This is a genomic window from Belnapia sp., assembly GCF_059504005.1.
The window spans coordinates 1-4,971 of sequence record NZ_JCACHU010000078.1 but is presented as its reverse complement, the minus strand read 5'-3'; the positions used below and the strand labels follow the sequence as shown (position 1 = coordinate 4,971).

Sequence of the window (4,971 nt, the reverse complement as noted above, 5' to 3'; positions counted from 1 at the left end):
AAGCTGATGGCAAGGCGCTTGGCACGCTCATAAACTTCTCGGACGGGCTCTAAGCATATGGTGGGACGACGGGATGGCGATCCGCCGCCAGGAAGCGGAAGTGCGTTCTGCGCCGGAGCGGCAACGGCCCAGGTGGGTGATGATGAACCTCTTGAGGGAACGCTTCGGAGTCCAACGGGCAAGGAGTTCTTACCGAGTTGAGCGCAACCGTCCAAACGGTCAGATTGGCAAGGTCGAGCGTAAGGGGCGCCAAGGCCGAACCGGCGAACGTGGCGCCCGCTTCCTGCAAGCGCAACTTGGCTGTCGAGTGAGCCGTCGCATCAAATGTAAAGGTCCGGTAGGCCGGTGAAAACTGCTGATCAAAGATCCACGGCAGCATGACCGCCAGAACCAGGCCCGCAGTAGGGCATAGCCGAGCATCGGCATTGCTGGAGCCACGGCCGAGCTTCCGAACATGCTCACCAGCGGGACGGCTCCCGTGGCCGGCGGGGCGAGCTGGATGCTCAAAGTGGGCCACAGGGCAGCTGGCAGCAGTTCGTCGGTAAGAGCCGTCGCAGCAGGACGGATTCGGTCGCCAGCCAGAAAGAGAAGCTTAATAACCCTGGACGACGTAGGGCCTATATCACATGCGATAAGGCCTGTTGGCGCACGTCAGCCGGCCGGATCAGCCGCGGCTTTATGCCGGAGAGGTCATAGGCTTGCCCTTCTCAACCGACAAAATGACAATGAACTTGCATCCTTGCGGCCCATAGCGCCCGCCGTGCGGCACTCCGGCCGAAACCTGCCAAGCAGTGCCCGGCGAAACCGGAAGGGGAGGTTGGCCGTCAATCAACTGCTCGCCTCCCCCCTCCAGTACGACCGCAGACTCGACGCCAGGATGTGTGTGGCGAGCAACAATGGCATTTGGTGCAGCCTCAACAAGTATCTGGATCACCTCGTAGGCACTGCCGGGTAGGTCTACTCGTTGTTGTATCGTCACTTTTAGGTTGGGATTCTGGCTGGGGATCTGACCGCTTGGCGAGGGTTGCGCCTCCGCCCCGAAGGCGCTCAAACCCACGACACTACAAATAGCACAGGCGCCGAAAGTCCTTCTCGACAACATCCTTTCCACCCTTCCTTGGTTTACTGAAATTTCAACTACGGTATTGAGCCACAGCTGGCCTCAAAACCGGCAGGCTTTTTCTGGCTGAACGCCACCAGACCGTCTGATACCTCGCCAGCATCTCCTAGGCCCACAGCACCGTCCCACACCTTGCCAGCGGCTCGGTCGCACTCCACTGCCCATGGTGCGGATGCGGCAACCCTCGACCAGCCCCACCCGGCGGCATCAACCGGCAGCCGCGTAGATCAGGGCCCACGCACGGGAGTGTCACTCGCCGCCTCACTGGCCTGGTACAGCAGTTGCGCAGTGCCCCGGTACTGCGTGCCGCCGCACGGTGCCATGCCGATCTTCTCAGCAACACGGATCGAGGCGGCGTTGTCCGGGTGGATCAGGGCCACGACGACCCGGAGCCCGAGGGGACCAAGGGCCCGCGCCAGCACTGCGCCGGCCGCCTCGGTCGCAATGCCCTGCCCCCAGGCCGTGCGGCGCAGCCGCCAACCGATCTGCGTGAGGCCGGTTCCCTCCCATGGGCTGAGACCGCAAAGGCCGAGCAGGCCCGGCATGCCCCGCCACTCCACAGCCCAGGACGCGTGCGGCTCGGGCCGCCCTAGCGCGATGTTGCGCGCCACCTCGGCCCGGTGCGCCTCCGGGTCGGGCGGTCCGCCGATGAAGGCGCGGACGGCCAGGTCGGCGTCCAGGGCCATGATGGCGTCCAGGTCCGCCGGCGTGCGGGCGCGCAGGCGGAGCCGGGCCGTCTCGAGATCCACGTCGTCTTATACCGCAAGCCGCTCCGTCGCACCCCACTGCCTGTGGTGGGCTAGCGCCGATGGCTGCGGCGACCGACATCCGCAGCATGAGCCTGCCATTCAGCGACCAAATGCCGCCCGTAAAGCCGAAGATCTCGCCCGGAGAGCACCGACGCCGGGCCGCCGATCGGCTGAGGACCATCCGGTTGCGAATGGCGATCGGCCGCGAGCTGGACGACTGGGGCATCAGGACACCTGCGCAGATCGGCGTCGCCCTCGGGATGCTGCCGGCCGAGGTGATTGGCCTGTTGAACCGGAAGCAGTGGCGGGAGGGCGATGTGGCGCAACTCGAAGCTGCGGCGGCACGGCTGGGTGTGCGGGTACCTGAACTAGCAAGCAGCGACTAGCCAAGCTAACCAGCGCCGCTGCTGGTGCGACATCTGACCGAGCCGGTCGGCTACGCGGACCAGATTTTCAAAGCGGGCCTATGAACCGGAACGATATGCGCCTTGAAGTTCATAGAGGCCTTCGCGCTGCGCTTCGTGATCGGTCAGGAGATTAGCAACGACGAGGGCACCGGTAGCGAGTAAGAAAACCAGCATTGGGGAAGCTCCTAAAGCGAGTTCCCTCCCTACACCAGCATTTATGCTGCGCCGCACAAGCCGCAACCTCAAGCCCCACTTTGTCGCTTTGTGTCTTGCAATCTTCAACAAGACCGCGGCGACAAGGTGCGGCTGATGGGCCTCGACATGCTGGAGACGCGCGGCAAGTACCGCCTCGGAGTATGTCTGGTCAGAGAAAGCGCGGGGGAGGCAAGGGAGACAAGCCAGGCGCAAGAAGGAGATCGATCCCTGCCGCTACCCCATGTTTTCAAAGCCACATCCGAATGGCAGCAAGCTGGACGAAGGCAAGATAACGGGCCGCCAGCTTGTCGTAGCGGGTTGCGATCCGGCGGTACTCCTTCAGCCGTCCGACCAGACGCTCGACGACATTCCTTTCGCGGTAGAGATCCCAATCCATCAGCCTGGGTGTCTTCTCCGTCCGGAACTGCGGGATGACGGCCTCGATGCCGCGGCGGCGCAGGAGGTCGCGGGCAGGCCGCCCAGTGTAGCCGCGGTCGCCCACCAGGGCCCGCGGCCGCAGCCGGGGCCGCCCCCGGCCGGTGCGTTGCACCGAGCCCGCCGCGAGCAGGTCCGGCAACGCCGTCCGCTCGTTCCGCTCACCCGGAGTGAGCAGGAAGGCCATGGGCCGGCCGCGCCGGTCGCAGCGTAGGTGCAGCTTGCTCCCGAAGCCCCCGTGCGAGCGCCCCAGCGCCTGGGGCTGCTGCCCGCCCCTCGCGCCGGCCGCGTGCCGGTGGGCGCGCACGCTCGTCGCGTCCACCATGTGTACGTCCCAGTCGATGCCGCCACGGGCATCCGCGATCCGCCGCAACGCCGCGAGGATGCGCTCCCACAGCCCCGACATGGTCCAGCGGTAGAACCGGGTGGCGACGCTCCGCCATGGGCCGTACCGCTCAGGCAGATCGCGCCAGGGCGCTCCGGTCCGCGCCAGCCATAGCAGCGCGCCGAGGATGGGTCTGTCGTCCTTGGGCGGCCGGCCAGTGGCAGCCCGTCCCGGCAGCAAAGGCGCAAGACGCGCCCATTCCGCATCGCTCAAGCCGCGGCTCGCGCCCGAGCCGAGCAGCGCGCCGATCGTACCCATGGCCCTCTCCCTTCTTCCGCTCCGCCCGGAGAGCCGGGGCCGTCCCGCACGTGGGCGGCGTGCGAGTTTGCTTGACACGCCGGGGCTGCCCGGTGCGGGATCGAGATGCCAGGATGGCATCGCCGCCGGCCCCCCGCGGGAAACAGACGCAGGCGGCCGGGAGGACGACCAATGCCCGAGACCCTGACCGACACCCCTGAAGTGCAACAGCTCCTGCGCCGTGCCGCCGGCCTAGACCAGCCCGGCGGCGATGAGCGCCTGAGGCGCATCGTCCACCGGATGGCCAGCGAGATGTGTCGCATCGTTGAGGAGTTCGACGTCACCCCAACCGAGTTCTGGGCCGCGTGCGGCTACCTCACCCGGCTCGGCCAGGCAAACGAGGTCGGGCTGCTGGTTCCAGGCCTAGCTGTCGAGACCTTCCTCGACATCGTCATAGACGAGAAAGAGCGCCGCGCGGGGCTGCGGGGCGGCACGCCGCGGACCATCGAGGGGCCGCTCTACGTCGCGGACGCGCCACTCGAGAGAGGCGAGGCGCGGTTGGACCAGGATCCGGAACAAGGCGAGGTGCTGTTCGTCGAGGGCCAGGTCCGGGACACTGCCGGCACGCCCGTCCCTGGCGCCATCGTGGACGTCTGGCACGCGAACACCAAGGGCTTCTACTCCTTCTTCGACCCGACACCGACGCCACAGAGCCCTTACAACCTGCGGCGGCGCATCGAGACCGACGCTGAAGGGCGCTACGGCTTCCGCACCATCATGCCCTCGGGCTACGGCTGCCCGCCGGACGGGCCGACGCAGCAGCTCCTCGACCAGCTCGGCCGGCACGGCAAGCGCCCCGCGCACGTCCACTTCTTCGTGAAGGCGCCAGGCTTTCGGAAGCTGACCACGCAGATCAACATTGCGGGCGACCCGCTCTTGCACGACGACTTCGCCTTTGCCACCCGCGACGGGCTGATCCCGGAACTCGTCCGCCGTACCGCCCCGGCGGAGATCCAGGCGCGCGGCCTGAACGAGCCCTTCGCCACGATCAAGTTCGACTTTGAATTGAACCGGGAGGCCGCGAACCTGCCGGAGGCGGTGGTCGTGCGGGAGCACGCCAAAGCGGCGTGATCACGTGAGGTGGCGTTCAAACCGCCCTGGATCCCTGCCGGGCCTGATTACTGAAGTACACCGGCCCGCCGCTCACCCCGCCGGCTAGCCCTGCCGGTGAGGCCCGTTTGGAGGTGACCTTTCGGTTGTGGGCGGGCCCGAGCCGCGTTGATGCTCAAGCCTAGCCGGCCCGCCGTGAACACGGCGGTGTTCCGTCCGGCCCAGTAGTGTCAGGTTTGAAAACAAGGCCTAGGAGTAAGTCACCCGTGCCACTGCACCTCTCATGTCCGCCGTTTCAAGCAGCAGGCGCAGTGATCCTTGGCCTGTTTTTAC

General features: G+C 66.5%; 5 protein-coding genes. 2 read left to right on the top strand and 3 right to left on the bottom strand.

Annotated features, from left to right (window positions below):
• Nucleotides 1-676 precede the first annotated feature (676 nt).
• A complete protein-coding gene (locus tag AC5JJ1_RS11940; protein ID WP_495785351.1) occupies nt 677-1,102 on the bottom strand; it encodes a cupin domain-containing protein in 426 nt (141 codons plus the stop codon).
• 245 nt (nt 1,103-1,347) lie between these two features.
• Nucleotides 1,348-1,869 carry a GNAT family N-acetyltransferase gene (locus AC5JJ1_RS11935; RefSeq protein ID WP_495785350.1) on the bottom strand — a complete coding sequence of 174 codons (522 nt, stop codon included), beginning with the start codon at nt 1,867-1,869 and terminating at the stop codon, nt 1,348-1,350.
• A 59-nt stretch (nt 1,870-1,928) separates the two neighbouring features.
• Here AC5JJ1_RS11935 and AC5JJ1_RS11930 point away from each other — a divergent pair, with 59 nt between their 5' ends.
• Complete coding sequence (locus AC5JJ1_RS11930) at nt 1,929-2,255, top strand: hypothetical protein (protein ID WP_495785349.1); 327 nt, start codon at nt 1,929-1,931, stop codon at nt 2,253-2,255.
• Nucleotides 2,256-2,718: 463 nt separating this feature from the next.
• Here AC5JJ1_RS11930 and AC5JJ1_RS11925 read toward each other — a convergent pair whose 3' ends face one another.
• Complete coding sequence (locus AC5JJ1_RS11925) at nt 2,719-3,549, bottom strand: IS5 family transposase (protein WP_495785348.1); 831 nt, start codon at nt 3,547-3,549, stop codon at nt 2,719-2,721.
• Nucleotides 3,550-3,720: 171 nt separating this feature from the next.
• Between AC5JJ1_RS11925 and catA the strand changes: the two genes are divergently transcribed.
• Complete coding sequence (gene catA / locus AC5JJ1_RS11920) at nt 3,721-4,659, top strand: catechol 1,2-dioxygenase (RefSeq protein ID WP_495785347.1); 939 nt, start codon at nt 3,721-3,723, stop codon at nt 4,657-4,659.
• Nucleotides 4,660-4,971: the final 312 nt, after the last annotated feature.